This is a genomic window from Rhizobium indigoferae, from assembly GCF_034554815.1.
GTDB classification, from domain to species: Bacteria; Pseudomonadota; Alphaproteobacteria; order Rhizobiales; family Rhizobiaceae; genus Rhizobium; species Rhizobium leguminosarum.
In genome coordinates, this window is sequence record NZ_CP140635.1 from 4,042,532 (window position 1) to 4,057,103 (window position 14,572).

Below are 14,572 nucleotides of genomic sequence, written 5' to 3' on the forward strand. Positions count from 1 at the left end.
CCAGACCGGGAATCACATTTGCGATTCACCATTGGAGAACATCATGGCAGCGTCAAGCCAATCCGGCAGCAGCCAATCCGGCAGCGGTAAGAAATTCTGGTTGCTGGGTGGAGGCGTCCTCCTGGTGATCGCGCTTTATACCGGCGGCTGGTTCTATGCGGCGTCAGCATTGAAGACCACGGTGCTGAAGGCGATCGCGCCGCGCGATCAGGGAGGCGTCAGCGGCGAATGCTCCGATATCGAATTCCGCGGCTATCCCTTCCGCATCGGCCTGTTCTGCTCCAAGATCGACGTCGACGACAATGTCAACGGCGTCTCCGCCACCTTCGGCGCGTTGCGCTCGGCAGCACAGGTCTATGCGCCCGGCAATATCGTCTGGGAACTCGATTCGCCGGCCGAAATCCGCACCACCAACGGGCTTTCGATCTCGGCCCAATGGACGAACCTGCAGGCGAGTCTTGCAACCAGGCTGCAGGGCGTCGACCGCAGCTCGACCGTCATCGAGGGTCTGAAGGCGATGGCCGTCTCCTCCTACACCGGCCAGACCATCAGCTTCGATGCCGCCCGCACCGAAATCCATCTGCGCCAGAACGGCGCCGATCTCGATGGCGCGATCTCCGTGCAGGATGCCAACGCGGCGATCAAGGACTGGCCGCAGATCTTTCCGAAAATGTCTGCCAGCATCGATCTGACCGTCGCCGGCAAGGCCGGCCTGATCGACGGCAGCGACCGAAGCGGCCTCAATGGCACCACCGGTGAACTGCGCCGCATCGTCGCCGACATCGGCGATGGCAAGGTGATGACGCTCACCGGCCCCTTCTCCTTCGACGAACAGGGCTTCCTCTCGGGAAAATTCAAGCTGGAGATCGAACAGCTCGGCCCCTGGGGCGACAGCCTGAAACAGGCCTTTCCGGATATCACCTCGACCGTCAACACAGCAACGAAGCTCTTGAAGGCGCTCGCCGGCGGCGGCGACAAGGTCTCCGTCGATCTCGTCGTCGATCGTGGCAATGCCACCGTCAGTGGTTTCATCCCGCTCGGCCGGATTCCGCCGATCTGATGCATCTCGCCCAAAAGTGTCCAGCGGTTTTGGGATAACGGGATGCATAGGAAATAGGAAAAAGCCTGACGCGCGTCGCATGATTCCGGTTCGACGCGATGCGCTTCAGGCTATTCGCTTGACGAAGAAGACTTCCGGCACCGATTGCAGGCCGGGCAGCTCGATGGCGCCAGTTTCGCAAAATCCGTTGCGGCAATGCCAGTCCTGAGGTCGGCTTTCGTCGCATTCACTCGACGTCATCAGCAGGCGGGCGCCGTCGCCGCGCATGGCTTCTTCCCAGGCGAGAAACAGCGCCGTTCCAACGCCCGACCGCCGATGCTCGGGCAGGACGCGGATCATTTCCATATAGGGAACCCTGCCCCAGAAGCGGGAGAAGCGCAGGAAGCCGACGATCTCGCCGGCCTGCCAGGCAAGGAGATATTCGCCGAGCGCGACGCAGCGCGATACCCATGCCTCACCGGAGCTGGCATCCTCGCGAACCAGCCAGTCAATATCCGCCCGGCCGGCACGTGCCACCTCCACCATCGCGGCGGCTACTTCTTGTCCAGCGCATGACGACCGAAATCAGGCGCGTCGACATCCTGGCCGGCCTGGACGATCGAACGGCGGATGGCGCGCGTGCGGGTGAAGAGTTCGAAGATCTTGTCGCCCTCGCCCCAGCGGATGGCGCGCTGCAGATAGGCGAGATCCTCCGAGAAGCGCGCCAGCATTTCGAGGATCGCATCGCGGTTGTGCAGGCAGACGTCGCGCCACATGGTCGGGTCGGAGGCAGCGAGGCGAGTGAAATCACGAAAGCCAGAGGCGGAATATTTGATGACCTCAGACTCCGTCACCGTCTCCAGATCGTCGGCTGTGCCGACGATATTGTAGGCGATGATATGCGGCAGGTGCGAGACGATGGCGAGCACCTTGTCGTGATGCTCCGCATCCATCTCGTCGACCTTCGAGCCCAGCGCTTCCCAGAAGCTGCGCAGCCGCTTCAGCGCCGTCTCGTCGGTGCCGGCGACCGGCGTGAAGATGCACCAGCGGCCTTCGAAGAGGCCGGGAAAGCCGGCATCCGGGCCGGATTTTTCGGTGCCGGCCAGCGGATGGCCGGGGATGAAATGCACATTATCAGGCATATGCGGCAGCATCTGCGCAATGACAGAAGCCTTGGTGGAGCCAACATCGGTGACAACAGCCCCGGGCTTCAGGCTTCCCGAGATCTCCTTCGCCACACTTTCCGAGGCGCCGACCGGCACCGAGACGATCACCAGATCGGCATCCTTGACGGCATCCTGCGAAGACGTCGTGTAGCGGTCGCCGAGGCCGAGTTCTTCCGCGCGCTTCAGCGTATCGGGGCTGCGTGTGGCGACAACGATCTCCCTTGCAAGACCAAGCCGCCTGATGTCGTAGGCAAGCGAAGAGCCGATCAGGCCGATGCCGATCAGCGCAATCCGATCGAACTGCACGCTCATGCCTGATGTCCCATGAATTCGGTGAGCGCGGCAATCACGCCGCGATTTGCCTCCTCAGGACCGATGCTCATGCGCAGCGCATTGGCGAAGCCATAGCCGCGCACGGCGCGCAGGATGTAGCCGCGGCTGGTCAGCAAATCGTCGGCATCCGCGGCCCGCTTGCCGTCGATCTCGGGGAAATGGATGAGGACGAAATTGGCGACGGACGGCGTCACCTTCAGCCCGATCGCTTCGAGCGCCTGGGTCAGCGTCTCCACCCACATCTGGTTGAAGGAGACGGCCTGCTGGATGAAGGCCTGGTCGCGGATGGCAGCGGCAGCGGCGGCAATTGCCGGCGCGTTCAAGTTGAACGGCGCACGCACACGGTTCAACGCATCGACGATCTCAACGGGCGCATACATCCAGCCGACGCGCAGCGCCGCGAGACCATAGGCCTTCGAGAAGGTGCGGGTCATCACCACGTTGGCATTGGAGGATACGACCTCGATGCCGGCTTCATAATCGTTGCGGCGCACATATTCGGCATAGGCGGCATCGAGCACGAGGACGACATGTTTCGGCAGTCCGGCCTGCAGGCGGCGGATCTCGCTGACGGAAACATAGGTGCCTGTGGGATTGCCGGGATTGGCGATGAAGACGATTTTCGTCTTCTCGGTCACCGCGGCAAGGATCGCATCGACATCGACGGTATAGTCCTTCTCCTTGACGACGACAGGCGTGGCGCCCGCGCCCAGGATCTGGATCTTGTAGACGAGGAAACCGTGCTCGGTGATGATGCCCTCGTCGCCAGCACCGAGGTAGACATGGCAGAGCAGGCCGAGCAGCTCGTCGGAACCGTTGCCGCAGAGGATGTTTGCCGGATTGAGACCGTGCACGGCGGCGATCGCCTCGCGCAGTTCGATCGCCTGCCCGTCAGGATAACGCCCCAGATTGTCGGCAACCGTCTTGAAGGCCTCGATTGCCTTCGGGCTGGCGCCGAGCGGCGTTTCGTTGGACGAAAGCTTGTAGACGCGGGCAACACCCGGCGCATGTTCCTTGCCCGGCACATAGGCTGCGATATCGAGAATACCGGGACGCGGAACGGGCTTGCTCATCTCAACGCTCATGGGTTCGACCTTGGAATTGCCGGAAATCCGGGCTGAAAAACACCAAGTGGCATTAAAGCGGAATGCGATTGTTGTCGAGAGGTATGGGCGTGACACAAGCAGTTGGAGACCGCCGATAGCGACGTCATCTACTGCATAATTCCTTAAAATCGGAATCGATTTAAGGATAAAATTATGCAGCAATTCAAAGTGCTACAGCGTCCTTTGCGCGTCTCAAAAGACGCGCGGCGCTGTAGTGCGTGTGGTCGGCACGCCATGCGGTGCGAGAACCGGCACGAAGACGCGGCGGGAGGCCCGCGCCGCCACCGGCAATCCCTGATAGAGCCGCTTCTGCGCTTCGACGATGATGACGCCCGAGAAGGCCGGCCACAATGTTCGGCCGATCCGCTCGAAGGCGCGGCGAAGCCGCAGGATGGTCCTGAGCTTAGAGGGCGGGAAGAACAGCGCTTCAGCCGTTGCGCCCGGTGTGAAGTTCGTCTCGCGCAGCAGATTTGTTAACTGACCACGGGAATAGGGCCGGCCCGAACCGAAGGGCGTATGCTCCATGCGCGCCCAGACGCCGCGCCGGTTCGGCACGACGATGACCAGCCGTCCGCCCGGCGCCAGCACCCGCCAGAGCTCCTTCAGCGTCTCGCGCGGGCTTTCGGCGAATTCCAGCGAATGCACCATCAGCACCCGGTCGATCGAGGAATCCGGCAGCGGCAGTTCCTCGTCGAAAATCAGCGCCGTCGTCGAGAGCGAGCCCATCGGCCAGTTCACCGCGCCCTGCCCGGCCGGCATGAAAGCGAAGGTGCGCTCGGTATCGGCCTGGAAACGGTCGAGGAAGGGCACGGCATAACCGAGTCCCACCAGGCGCTCCTGCGGCAGCCGCACCCAGAGCGATGACAGCGCCATGGCGATCGACTGCTCGGCAAGACGTCCAAGCTCGGAGTGATAGAATTGGCGTAGGTCGACGATATCGGCGTGCATTGCGACAAATGTTATCAGCGGGCGGTTGGACTTCAAGGCCGGAACCTCTACATTTCCGCGAGACTCCTGGGATAAGGGATTATTGGACGATGAAACCTTTGGAATTAGACGTTTTTCTGTGCCGCACCGACAATTTCGGCGTTCTCGTGCACGATCCGGAGACAGGTTTTACCGCGGCGATCGATGCGCCGGAGGAGGCGCCGATCCTGGAAGCGGCGACACGTCGCGGCTGGAAAATCACCCATATCTTCACCACTCATCATCACACCGATCATGTCACCGCCAATCTGGCGCTGAAGGAGCAATTCGGCTGCGAGATCATCGGCCCGATCAACGAGGCCATCGCCATTCCCGGCCTCGATCGGACGATGGCCGATGGCGACAGCTTCCATTTCGGCGATCACACGGTCAACGTCATCGAGACGCCCGGCCACACCGCCGGCCACATCTGCTATCACTTTGTCGACGATAAGCTGCTGTTTGCCGCCGACACGCTGTTTGCGCTGGGCTGCGGCCGGCTGTTCGAACGCCCGGCTGCCGACATGTGGCATTCTCTGCAGAAGCTTGCCGTGCTGCCCGATGAGACCGCCGTCTATTTCGGACATGAATACACATTGTCTAATGCCCGTTTCGCGCTGACTGTTGATCCCGACAATGAGCGCCTCAAGAGCCGCGCCGCCGAGATCGAAGCTTTGCGCGCCGACGGCAAATTCACCATCCCGACGACATTGGGGCTGGAAAAGGAAACCAACCCGTTTTTGCGCGCCGCCGACCCGGCGATCCGCCGCAATCTGCTGATGGAAGGCAAGACGAACGAGGAAGTCTTTGCCGAGATCCGCAAGCGCAAGGACAATTTCTGATGTCGCCCGAGGACATCATCCGCGAACTCGGCATGCAGCCGCATCCCGAAGGTGGCTGGTACGTGCAGACATTCCGCGATACGGCGGGCGGAGAACGCGGCCACTCGACGGCGATCTATTATCTGCTGACTAGGGGACAGCGTTCGCACTGGCATCGCGTCCACGATGCGGCCGAGGTCTGGCATTATTACGCCGGCGCGCCGCTCTCGCTGCACCGCTCGGAAGACGGAACGGCAAGCGAGACCCTGACGCTCGGAACGAATCTTCCAGCCGGCGAGCGGCCGCAGGCGATCATTCCCGCCAATTGGTGGCAATCGGCCGAAACTCTCGGCGATTTCACCCTGGTCGGCTGCACCGTCTCGCCCGGCTTCGAATTTTCAAGCTTCGAGATGGCGCCGCCCGATTGGAAGCCCGGCAGCTGAAGCCTATTCCGCGGCCGCGGACTGTGCCGGAATTTTACGGCGAAACATCTCCTGGGCAGCCAGCACCGCCCCGCCGGTCACCAGCAGGCAAGCCAAGGCAATGCGCCAGCTCGGCTCGGCAAATCCAAACAGCACCAGAATAAGCGTCGAAAGCAGCGGTGCTGCGTAACTTGCCGCGCCGAGGATCTGGATGTCGCCGTTCTTGACGCCGTAGTCCCAGGCGTAGAAGGCAGCCCCGACCGGAAAGAGCCCGAGCCCGATGACGGCGACCCATTCGAAGCCGGTTTCCGGCCAGACGGTCGTCTCCAGGCCGAGATGGCAGAAGAGCGACAGGATGGAGGTCGCAAGGCAGAAGCCGGTGACGACATCCGTGGAGACGGCGTCGAAACGGCGCGTCAGCAGCGAATAGCCGGACCACGTGAAAGCGCTGAGAAAGGCCGCGCCGTAACCGACGGCATAGGCGCCGTCGAAATCGATACCGTTGCGGCCGACGATCAGGAAGGTGCCGCAAAGCCCGGCAAGCGCACCCGCCAGGTGATACCAGCGCAGCCGTTCGCCCGGCAGCAGCGCCGAACCGACGACGATCAACAGCGGCCAGAGATAGGCGACCAGCCCCGCCTCCACCGCCGGAGCGTTCCGGAGCGCAGTGAAGTAGAGGAAATGATACCCGAAAAGCCCTGAAATACCTGTCACCCAGACCTTGGCCGGCTGCTTCAGCAGCGCCAGCCGCGCGGGGTTGAGGATAAGCACGACGAGGCCGGGCATGCTGCCGATCGCAAAGCAGATGGTTGAAAGTTGGAACGGCGGCATCTTGCCGGAGGCAGCCGTCAACAGCGCCAGGAACGACCACATCAGGATGGCCGTAAAACCGATCAACGTCGCGCGAAGCTTCACCTGTCCCCCTTCACGGAGACAGAAGCCCCGTCAGCTGTTGCTGCCGTATTTGACGGCAGTGATCGTCACCATTCCATATTCGGTTGGAATGCGCACATAGACAGGAGCGTATACATTTGCCGCGTCCGACTTGGCAAACCAGATTTCCATGCGGTCGCTCTTGCTCAGATAGTCGATGTCCTTGCGGCCCTTCTTGTAGCCCGAGCGCGGCACGAAGCGCACGCCGCAGACAACAGCCTTGCCCTTGAAGCCATTGGTGGAAAAATCCTCGTCGCCCTTCGGCGACAGCACCAGATCCATGCGTGTCTCGCCGTCGAAGATCGGCAGCGTCTGCGAGCAGACCTTGGTATCGCCGGTGAAGACCAGACCGGAGATCGGATCGAGCACCGAGCGCATGTCGCGTGGCGTGACGTCGATCCAGTTCTTCGGACGCTTCGGCATCGGTGTCGTCGTCGCCGAGATGATGTTGCCGTTGCGGTAGCTGACCTCGTAGACGCGGGCCTTCCTCTTGCCGCTCTTGTAGTAGAGTGAGTACTTCAGCGCCTGCAGCCTGTCATTGCGCACGACCCCGGTGACGCTGGTCTTCGCCGAAATCGTCGTGATGAGATCGGCAAGACCGGAGGAATTGATGTCGCCGGCGATCTTGTAGCTGTGATCGTCCTCGATCTGCGTCAGGAAGGCGGCGCGCGCGATCGGCAGGCCGGCGAGCGCCACACGGTATTCCGTCCGATGCTGGATTTCGGCCGCAGATGCCGGTATGGCAAGAAGTGCGGCGATGGCCGAAATGAAAATCCGTCTGCCCGAATGAGCCATGGAAAAAAGCCTTGTCTTGCTGCGCGCTGGCAGGCCATTGCTGAGCGCTCTATACTCCTGCCGTGAAGGGAAGAAAACAGCAGCTTTTTGACAGAATTGCGGGAAAGGCCAAGGTTTGGCTTGACGCGCGCGGCCTGTCTGACTATAGAACCGCAACTTTCCAATCATGCCCGTTGGATTGCGCGCCTGGCTTTGCCGGGAATGGCAATTCGATGGCCCGAGAAAAACAAGAATAGGTGTTCCATGTCCCGCGTGTGCGAATTGACCGGCAAGGCCGTCCTGACTGGTAACAATGTCAGCCATGCCAACAACAAGACCAAGCGCCGGTTCCTGCCGAACCTGTGCCAGGTAACGCTGATTTCCGACGCTCTCAACCAGCGTTATCGTCTTCGCGTTTCGGCTGCCGCTCTTCGCTCCGTCGAGCATCGTGGCGGCCTCGATGCCTTCCTGCTGAAGGCTAGCGAGAACGAATTGTCGATGCGCGCGCGCCTGCTGCGCCGTCAGATCGCCAAGAAGACCGCCGAAGCCGCTGCTGCGTAAGCTTCTGCCCTTCTTTCATACGGCTTCAAAAGGCTTGAACGGATAATACCGGACAAGCCTTTTGCTTTGCCGGTTTGCTCCTCCAACTGGTGGCATCACCCAGGATAAAAAAATGCTGAAGACCCGCTATACCATCGCCTATGTCGCGCTGATGACGCTCGTCGTCGTCGCCTCCAACTTCCTCGTCCAGTTTCCGCTGAACGCCGAAGTCGCCGGCATCAACCTTGCCGACATCCTGACCTGGGGCGCCTTCTCCTATCCGATCGCCTTCCTGATCACCGATCTGACCAACCGCCAGTTCGGCCCGCAGGCAGCCCGCAAGGTCGTCTTTGCCGGCTTCGTCGTCGGCGTGACGCTGTCCTTCTTTACTTCGGTGCCACGCATCGCCATCGCTTCCGGCTCGGCCTATCTCGCCGGCCAGCTGCTCGATATCGCCGTCTTCAACCGCCTCCGCCGCCAGGCCTGGTGGCGCGCCCCGCTGGTCGGCTCGCTGATCGGCTCGGCGCTCGATACGGTGATGTTCTTCTCGTTGTCCTTCGCCGCGTTTTTCGTCCTCCTCGGCCCGAACGATCCCTTCGCGCTGGAAGCAGCCCCTATCCTCGGCGTCTTCGCCACGGAGGCACCACGCTGGATTTCCTGGGCGATCGGCGATTTCGCCGTAAAGATGATCGTCGGCCTCGTCATGCTGCTGCCCTATGGTGCGCTGATGAACGTGCTGCGGCCGATGCAGGCCGCTCGCGCCAGCTAATGAGATTACGGACGCCGCCGGACTGCACCGGCGGCGATGGCAGGATGCAGCAGCACCTCCGCCGCCAGATCGTCGATACCAAGCGATGAATCGAGCCGCAGCACCGGCGCTGTCTGTGTTTCCAGCCATTGTTCATGTGCCGCAAGGCTGCGGCGCTCGGTACCGGCCGTGTCATAGCTGGCCGCCCATTCCAGGAATTCCCCGCTTTTTGCGGCCATGTCGCCGCCGGGCCCGATTCTGCTGCCGTAGCGGGCAAGCTCCCGCGCAAGAATGCGCGCCATTCTAAGCTCAGGATCTATCCTGAGGAACACGATCAGATCGTAGAGCGGCTCAATCGGCCTTCCCCATTTCAGCGCCGATCCGGAGAGGACCCAGCCGTCATGCCGCGCCGCTTCCTCGAGCAGCAGCCGGATGCGCTCGTCGGCATTCCTCGGCGTCGTGAACGGCGGATCGGTCGGCATCCAGAAGAAATCGTCGGTGTCGAGATGGGCGATATCGAGCCTTTCGGCAAGCGCGCGGCCAAGCGATGTCGTGCCGGAACCGGACGCGCCCATGACGTGGATATGCACCATGAATCTCCCTCCAAAGACTGCTTCCCGATACGGCAGCCGGCCGATTGCGGCGGGATAGCCGAGGCATAGGACATCGGTCTGACGTGAATCTAGGCATCGTGCTTTCCGAAAATCGATTCCGATTTTCGGGCCGATGGCTTGGATCAATTCCGCTTCTGGGAACTCGGCGCTGCCCACGCGGCCTCTTCCGAAAGCCGGAATTCCAGCATCAGATTGCGCTGCAGGATCGAATGATTGTCGTCCGAGACCAGAATGATATGAGTCGTGCCGTCCGCAGCCTGGAAAGCATCGAGCCCTTCCATATTGTCGATCTGCGAGTTGAAATTGCCTTCCAGCAGCAATTCGCCCTCAACGACGGCGCCAGGCCTGATATCGGCGCCCCTGATGCGCCGAAGACGCATGCCGATGCCTTCGGCCATGTTGAAGCGACGCTCCAGCAACAGCAGGTCGCCGTTCGGCAGGAAGGCGCCGTCAGTGATGTCGAAGCTGCCGTCCCGCTTAACCGCGAAACGCCCTTTCAGCGGCCCGCTGAGAATGGCCGCCAACCGGTTGCCGTCATTGTCGAGACCACGTTCGGAGACGACCACCACGCCGCCCCTAAGCGGGCTCGATGCCGGCGCCACGGTGATGGTCTCGATGCCGCGATTGTCGCTCAGCATCTTCCGCGGGATGAGGATCGGCAAAGTGGCGATCGCGCCCGAATCGGCAAAGCCGGGATCGGGATAGACATCGACGCGATGATCCTGTTCGAAGGAAACCAGTATCCGGTCGCCATCGAGCGTCAGGCCCTCGGCATCCATATGCCCCTTGCCCTCGAAGGTGCGCCCGGCGCTGTTCTTCATCGGCGTGATCTCGACATCCGAAAGGCCGGAAAGCTTGCCCTTGACGTCACGTTCGATGCTGCCGGTCAGCCACTGGCCGGTATCGAGCACGACGACGAAATGTTTTTGGTCCTGCCGGAAACGGATGGAGGAGAGCGAGCCGAACAGCGCTTTGCTGGAGACCATCTCCAGCCCGCCGACAAATTCCAGCGATCCGAATTTCGTCTCCGAAGAGCCGATCCTGAAATCGGAGATTTGCCGGCTAATGACCGGCACGTCGTCACCGGCCCATGACGGGGAAGCGCCTGACGCGATATAGAGAGCAATCGACGCCGTACGGCAGAGACGCTTGAGCGTCATGCCACGCATTTCCTTTGAGCGGCGTCAGCCGGCACGGCGTAGCCGGCCGCCGCGCGGCTGAACGGATTGGTCTTCGAACAGCGAGGCAAGCTGCTCGGTCATCGCACCGGCAAGCTCGTCCGCATCGACGATCGTCACGGCGCGGCGATAATAGCGCGTCACATCGTGACCGATGCCGATCGCCAGCAACTCGACAGGCGAGCGCGTCTCGATCTGTTCGATGACGGCACGCAGGTGCCGCTCCAGATAATTGCCCGGATTGACCGACAGCGTCGAATCGTCGACCGGTGCCCCGTCCGAGATCATCATCAGGATGCGGCGCTGCTCGCGGCGCGCGAGCAGGCGATTATGCGCCCAGATCAGCGCCTCGCCGTCGATATTTTCCTTGAGTAGGCCCTCGCGCATCATCAGCCCGAGATTGGCGCGCGCGCGCCGCCACGGCGCATCGGCCGACTTGTAGATGATGTGGCGCAGGTCGTTGAGGCGGCCCGGCGTCTGCGGCTTGCCGCCGGCAAGCCAGTTTTCACGCGCCTGCCCGCCCTTCCAGGCTTTGGTCGTAAAGCCCAGGATCTCGACCTTGACGCCGCAGCGCTCCAACGTACGGGCGAGAATGTCGGCGCAGGTGGCGGCAACCGTGATCGGCCGGCCGCGCATCGAGCCGGAATTGTCGATGAGCAGGGTGACGACGGTATCGCGGAACTGGGTGTCGCGCTCCATCTTGAAGGAAAGCGCCTGCATCGGATCGATGATGATGCGCTGCAGCCGGGCCGGATCGAGATAACCCTCTTCCAGGTCGAAATCCCAGGAGCGGTTCTGCTGCGCCATCAGGCGGCGCTGCAGCCGGTTGGCGAGACGGCCGACCGCACCTTGCAGATGCGCCAGCTGCTTGTCGAGAAAGGCGCGCAGGCGCTCCAGCTCGGCGGCGTCGCAGAGTTCCTCGGCGGTGATGATCTCGTCGAACTCTTCGGTAAAGACGTGATAATCGACCTTTTCGTTGAAATCGGCGAAAGGCGTGTTTGGACGGCGGGTCTCGCCCGGCGTTTCCGAATCGTCCTCGCCTTCTTCCATCATGTCGTCGTCGGAGATTTCGGCGCCTTCGGTCTCGCCGTCCTCCATCTGCTCGTCGGCGACCTCGCTGTTCTCGACAGGGGCGGCATCCGTGCCGGCATCCTCGTCGACCTCGTCCTGGTCCTGCTCGTCGCCGCTCGACTGGTCTTCCTGCTCCGACTGATCGTCATTGTCGGCATCGCTGTCGTCGTCGCCGTATTCCTCGGCCATTTCCATGGCCGACAGCATATTGCGGATGACCTTGGCGAAGGCCTGCTGGTCGTTGATCGCGCTCGACAGATTGTCGAGTTCAGGCCCTGCCTTGTCCTCGATAAAGTCACGCCAGAGGTCCAGCACCTTGCCGGCGGAGCCGGGCGGGCGCTGGCCGGTCAGCTTCTCGCGCACCATCATCGCAACGGCTTCGCCGACCGGTGCGTCTTCCTGGCGCTCGATGCCGGTGAAATTCGCCTTGGAATATTTCTCTTCCGTCATGGAGCGCAGGTTCGACGCCATGCCCTCCATGCGCAGCGCGCCGATCGATTCGACGCGCGCCTGCTCGACCACATCGAAGATCGCCCGGGCGTCCGAGCCCTGCGGCGCCATCGTCGCATGCACCTTCTCGTCATGGCAGGCAAGGCGCAGCGCCATCGAATCGCCGAGCCCGCGGGTGACCGCCAGCTCATGCGCCGTCGGCCGCTTGGAAAGTTCCGGCAGCCGAATGCGCTCGCCGGTCATCCCCGGCCGTTCATTGGCGAAGGTCACCTCGACATCGCCGTCGCCGGCGATCGAGCGCACGCAACCGGTTATCGCCCGGCGCAATGGCTCGACGTCGACAGGCGCTCCGGGTTTTGCTTTCGAATTGTCACCGCGAGCTGCCATGATCGGTCGGTCTCAAGCCCCGAGAACGATGTTGGCGGCACTTTCCTTCAGCTCGACGCCGAAGGCGCGCTGATAGTGCTCGGCGACCAACGGGCGTTCCAGCTCGTCGCACTTGTTGAGGAAGGTGACGCGGAAGGCGAAGGCAAGATCGCCGAAGATCTCGGCGTTTTCCGCCCAGGTGATGACCGTGCGCGGGCTCATGACTGTGGACAGATCACCGTTCATGAAGGCCGCGCGCGTCAAGTCGGCGACGCGCACCATCTTCGAAACCGTCTCGCGGCCGTTCTTGTCACTGCCGAAGCTCTTCACCTTGGCGGCGACGATATTCACTTCGTGATCATGCGGCAGGTAGTTCAGCGTGGTGACGATCGACCAGCGGTCCATCTGCGCCTGGTTGATCTGCTGCGTGCCGTGATAGAGGCCGGTCGTGTCGCCGAGGCCGATCGTGTTCGCAGTCGCAAACAGACGGAAGGCCGGATGCGGCCGAATGACGCGGCTCTGGTCGAGCAGCGTCAGGCGGCCGGAGGATTCGAGCACGCGCTGGATGACGAACATCACATCGGGGCGGCCGGCATCATATTCGTCGAAAACGAGCGCCACATTGTGCTGGTAGGCCCAGGGCAGGATGCCATCCTTGAACTCGGTGATCTGCAGCCCGTCCTTGACGACGATTGCATCCTTACCGACGAGATCGATACGGCTGACATGGCTGTCGAGGTTGATGCGCACGCAAGGCCAGTTGAGCCGAGCCGCCACCTGCTCGATATGCGAGGACTTGCCCGTGCCGTGATAGCCGGAGATCATCACGCGGCGGTTATGGGCGAAGCCGGCGAGAATGGCGAGCGTCGTGTCGCGGTCGAACAGGTAGTCGGTATCGAGGTCCGGCACATAGGCGTCGCCCTTGCTGTAGGCGGGAACTCGGATATCGGAATCGATGCCGAAGGTCTCGCGGACCGAAACGGTGGTATCGGGCAGTTCGGATATATCAAGGTCGATCTTGCTCATCATGTCTCCAAGGCGGGTGATGCCACCCGGCCATACTATCTCAGGCCATGTCGCAACCGTGACGCCGCGTTTTTTTATTCCGCGCCCGTCCAGGTCGGAACGTCGGCGATGCTTCTCCGGGACTGAAACGAAACCTCGGCGGGATAATGACCGCGTGCGAGCATTCTTGAAAGAGTCCCGGACAAGAAACGCCGCGTCCGGAAGGTCGGCGGAGGCGATGTCGGGAAAACGCACAAATATGAGCCGCGTTTGCCTGCAGCCTCAGCCGATTTGGACCATACCCGATTGAAGCCCAAGAGCAAGGACGGGAATTAACAAAAACCGTTCTGCTTCAACAATTGATAGGCCTGGATGACGGCGCGGAAACGCTCCTCCGAGCCGCGGTCGCCGCCATTGGCATCCGGATGGTGTTTCTTCACCAGTTCCTTGTAGCGGCTCTTGATCTCCGCCGATGTCGCATTGGCGTCGAGGCCCATCGTTTCGAAGGCCTTGGTTTCGAGCGATTTCAGCTTGCGCGCCTGGGGGAAACGCGGCCCGCTGCCCTTGCCGCCTTCCTTGACGAAGCCGAAGGGATCGCGAACACGCGTATAGGCGCCGGAGCGCACCTCCGAATGCAGCGGACTGTCCTTCGCCGCCTTGTTGACGCCGACCGTCCATGTCGGCCGGTGGCCGGTGATCGCCTCTTTCTGGTAACGCGCGATCTCGCCGTCCGAAAGACCGGAGAAATAATTGTAGCCCTTGTTGTATTCCTTGACGTGCTCGAAGCAGAACAAAAAGAACTGGCCTTCGGCATTGCGGCCGACGGGAGCGCGATGCGCCCCCTTCTTGTCGCAGCCGTCCCACTGACAGGTAGGCGGCGCCTGCTCTGTCTCCTGCTCGCGTTTGCGGCGTGTTCGGATGCGATCGAAATATTTGGAATCAAGTCTCATGACGGCGCTAATTATGGGGCTGTCGCGAAGCGACAACAAGAATTGACAAACGGGAATGTTGCTGGCTTGGTAGGTACCCTTTTCGCGAAC

At 61.8% G+C, this 14,572-nt stretch carries 16 protein-coding genes; 5 read left to right on the forward strand and 11 right to left on the reverse strand.

What is annotated here, in order from left to right:
- The first annotated feature begins 43 nt into the window (after window positions 1–43).
- Window positions 44–1,060: a DUF2125 domain-containing protein gene (locus U5G49_RS19950; RefSeq protein ID WP_193444661.1), complete on the forward strand. Its 1,017-nt coding sequence runs from the start codon at window positions 44–46 to the stop codon at window positions 1,058–1,060.
- 105 nt (window positions 1,061–1,165) lie between these two features.
- Here U5G49_RS19950 and U5G49_RS19955 read toward each other — a convergent pair whose 3' ends face one another.
- From U5G49_RS19955 to U5G49_RS19970, 4 genes are all read right to left on the reverse strand, one after another.
- The gene (locus U5G49_RS19955; protein ID WP_130718070.1) at window positions 1,166–1,585 is read right to left on the reverse strand and encodes a GNAT family N-acetyltransferase; all 420 of its coding nucleotides are present in this window, start codon (window positions 1,583–1,585) and stop codon (window positions 1,166–1,168) included.
- Window positions 1,586–1,593: 8 nt separating this feature from the next.
- Window positions 1,594–2,517, reverse strand: coding sequence for a prephenate/arogenate dehydrogenase family protein (locus U5G49_RS19960; RefSeq protein WP_018243792.1), 924 nt, complete (start codon window positions 2,515–2,517; stop codon window positions 1,594–1,596).
- Window positions 2,514–3,611 (reverse strand): histidinol-phosphate transaminase, encoded by a 1,098-nt coding sequence (gene hisC / locus U5G49_RS19965; protein ID WP_018243793.1) that lies wholly within the window; start codon window positions 3,609–3,611, stop codon window positions 2,514–2,516. The genes U5G49_RS19960 and hisC overlap by 4 nt, the downstream gene beginning before the upstream one ends.
- A gap of 225 nt (window positions 3,612–3,836) precedes the next feature.
- Entirely contained in the window at window positions 3,837–4,628 is a 792-nt protein-coding gene (locus U5G49_RS19970) for a class I SAM-dependent methyltransferase (RefSeq protein ID WP_018448111.1), read from the reverse strand.
- A 53-nt stretch (window positions 4,629–4,681) separates the two neighbouring features.
- Between U5G49_RS19970 and gloB the strand changes: the two genes are divergently transcribed.
- Window positions 4,682–5,452, forward strand: a complete 771-nt coding sequence (gene gloB, locus U5G49_RS19975; protein ID WP_018243794.1) for a hydroxyacylglutathione hydrolase — start codon at window positions 4,682–4,684, stop codon at window positions 5,450–5,452.
- Window positions 5,452–5,874 (forward strand): cupin domain-containing protein, encoded by a 423-nt coding sequence (locus U5G49_RS19980; protein WP_112905395.1) that lies wholly within the window; start codon window positions 5,452–5,454, stop codon window positions 5,872–5,874. The genes gloB and U5G49_RS19980 overlap by 1 nt, the downstream gene beginning before the upstream one ends.
- A gap of 3 nt (window positions 5,875–5,877) precedes the next feature.
- Here the strand turns inward: U5G49_RS19980 and yddG are convergent, their stop codons facing one another.
- On the reverse strand, window positions 5,878–6,768 hold the full coding sequence (yddG, locus tag U5G49_RS19985; RefSeq protein WP_193444660.1) for an aromatic amino acid exporter YddG: 891 nt from the start codon (window positions 6,766–6,768) through the stop codon (window positions 5,878–5,880).
- A 30-nt stretch (window positions 6,769–6,798) separates the two neighbouring features.
- The gene (locus U5G49_RS19990; protein WP_018448115.1) at window positions 6,799–7,581 is read right to left on the reverse strand and encodes a DUF3108 domain-containing protein; all 783 of its coding nucleotides are present in this window, start codon (window positions 7,579–7,581) and stop codon (window positions 6,799–6,801) included.
- A 243-nt stretch (window positions 7,582–7,824) separates the two neighbouring features.
- Between U5G49_RS19990 and rpmB the strand changes: the two genes are divergently transcribed.
- Together rpmB and U5G49_RS20000 are read left to right on the forward strand one after the other, a co-directional pair.
- The gene (rpmB, locus tag U5G49_RS19995; RefSeq protein WP_018243798.1) at window positions 7,825–8,121 is read left to right on the forward strand and encodes a 50S ribosomal protein L28; all 297 of its coding nucleotides are present in this window, start codon (window positions 7,825–7,827) and stop codon (window positions 8,119–8,121) included.
- A gap of 112 nt (window positions 8,122–8,233) precedes the next feature.
- Window positions 8,234–8,869, forward strand: coding sequence for a VUT family protein (locus U5G49_RS20000; RefSeq protein WP_047620355.1), 636 nt, complete (start codon window positions 8,234–8,236; stop codon window positions 8,867–8,869).
- 5 nt (window positions 8,870–8,874) lie between these two features.
- Here U5G49_RS20000 and U5G49_RS20005 read toward each other — a convergent pair whose 3' ends face one another.
- From U5G49_RS20005 to U5G49_RS20025, 5 genes are all read right to left on the reverse strand, one after another.
- Entirely contained in the window at window positions 8,875–9,441 is a 567-nt protein-coding gene (locus U5G49_RS20005) for an ATP-binding protein (protein ID WP_130769058.1), read from the reverse strand.
- Between the two features lie 143 nt (window positions 9,442–9,584).
- Window positions 9,585–10,622 carry an esterase-like activity of phytase family protein gene (locus U5G49_RS20010; protein ID WP_193444659.1) on the reverse strand — a complete coding sequence of 346 codons (1,038 nt, stop codon included), beginning with the start codon at window positions 10,620–10,622 and terminating at the stop codon, window positions 9,585–9,587.
- 24 nt (window positions 10,623–10,646) lie between these two features.
- The gene (gene cobT, locus U5G49_RS20015; protein WP_193444658.1) at window positions 10,647–12,548 is read right to left on the reverse strand and encodes a cobaltochelatase subunit CobT; all 1,902 of its coding nucleotides are present in this window, start codon (window positions 12,546–12,548) and stop codon (window positions 10,647–10,649) included.
- Between the two features lie 12 nt (window positions 12,549–12,560).
- Window positions 12,561–13,553, reverse strand: coding sequence for a cobaltochelatase subunit CobS (cobS, locus tag U5G49_RS20020; RefSeq protein WP_018243803.1), 993 nt, complete (start codon window positions 13,551–13,553; stop codon window positions 12,561–12,563).
- 311 nt (window positions 13,554–13,864) lie between these two features.
- Window positions 13,865–14,482: a J domain-containing protein gene (locus tag U5G49_RS20025; protein WP_018243804.1), complete on the reverse strand. Its 618-nt coding sequence runs from the start codon at window positions 14,480–14,482 to the stop codon at window positions 13,865–13,867.
- Between the last annotated feature and the right edge of the window lie 90 nt (window positions 14,483–14,572).

Bases quoted from the DNA above. Each gene is read 5' to 3' on its own strand.
- U5G49_RS19950 (WP_193444661.1), top strand. From the start codon at position 44: ATGGCAGCGTCAAGCCAATCCGGCAGCAGCCAATCCGGCAGCGGTAAG.
- U5G49_RS19955 (WP_130718070.1), bottom strand. From the start codon at position 1,585: ATGGTGGAGGTGGCACGTGCCGGCCGGGCGGATATTGACTGGCTGGTT.
- U5G49_RS19960 (WP_018243792.1), bottom strand. From the start codon at position 2,517: ATGAGCGTGCAGTTCGATCGGATTGCGCTGATCGGCATCGGCCTGATC.
- hisC (WP_018243793.1), bottom strand. From the start codon at position 3,611: ATGAGCAAGCCCGTTCCGCGTCCCGGTATTCTCGATATCGCAGCCTAT.
- gloB (WP_018243794.1), top strand. From the start codon at position 4,682: ATGAAACCTTTGGAATTAGACGTTTTTCTGTGCCGCACCGACAATTTC.
- U5G49_RS19980 (WP_112905395.1), top strand. From the start codon at position 5,452: ATGTCGCCCGAGGACATCATCCGCGAACTCGGCATGCAGCCGCATCCC.
- U5G49_RS19990 (WP_018448115.1), bottom strand. From the start codon at position 7,581: ATGGCTCATTCGGGCAGACGGATTTTCATTTCGGCCATCGCCGCACTT.
- rpmB (WP_018243798.1), top strand. From the start codon at position 7,825: ATGTCCCGCGTGTGCGAATTGACCGGCAAGGCCGTCCTGACTGGTAAC.
- U5G49_RS20000 (WP_047620355.1), top strand. From the start codon at position 8,234: ATGCTGAAGACCCGCTATACCATCGCCTATGTCGCGCTGATGACGCTC.
- U5G49_RS20005 (WP_130769058.1), bottom strand. From the start codon at position 9,441: ATGGTGCATATCCACGTCATGGGCGCGTCCGGTTCCGGCACGACATCG.
- U5G49_RS20010 (WP_193444659.1), bottom strand. From the start codon at position 10,622: ATGACGCTCAAGCGTCTCTGCCGTACGGCGTCGATTGCTCTCTATATC.
- cobT (WP_193444658.1), bottom strand. From the start codon at position 12,548: ATGGCAGCTCGCGGTGACAATTCGAAAGCAAAACCCGGAGCGCCTGTC.
- cobS (WP_018243803.1), bottom strand. From the start codon at position 13,553: ATGAGCAAGATCGACCTTGATATATCCGAACTGCCCGATACCACCGTT.
- U5G49_RS20025 (WP_018243804.1), bottom strand. From the start codon at position 14,482: ATGAGACTTGATTCCAAATATTTCGATCGCATCCGAACACGCCGCAAA.